1 protein-coding gene is annotated in these 388 nt (G+C 79.9%); it reads right to left on the reverse strand.

Annotated features, from left to right (window positions below):
• Positions 1–196: hypothetical protein (locus D3227_RS42525; RefSeq protein ID WP_208646662.1), on the reverse strand; the 196-nt coding region annotated here is incomplete at its 3' end.
• Positions 197–388: the final 192 nt, after the last annotated feature.

Genomic DNA, 388 nt, shown 5'->3' on the forward strand with positions numbered 1-388 from the left:
CCGCCACCCGCTCGTCGGCGGCCGGCTCCACGGCGCTCTCCGGCGCGGACGCGGCCACCGTGTCGCCGGCCGCCTCGACGGCCTCGATGGCTTCCGATACCGCCGCTTCCGCCGCGACCGCTTCCGCCGCGACCTCCGCCGGCCCGGCGGTTTCCTCGGACCGACCGCCGGGCTCCTCCGCCTGGTGCGCGGCCATGGCCAGTGCGACGGGATGCGCCCGCTTGACGGCGGCGTCCTCACCGGGGGGTTCGGTGGCGACCGCGGCGGGAGCCGCGGGAGCCGCGGGAGCCGCGGTCTTGTCCCGACCCCGGCGCCGACGCGAGCCGGGCTCCCGGCCCCGGCCGGCGCCGTCCTCGGCGGCCGAGGGCTCCACTGGATAGCTGTGCAC

It is taken from the genome of Mesorhizobium waimense, assembly GCF_003601975.1.
GTDB classification, from domain to species: domain Bacteria; phylum Pseudomonadota; class Alphaproteobacteria; order Rhizobiales; family Rhizobiaceae; genus Mesorhizobium; species Mesorhizobium waimense.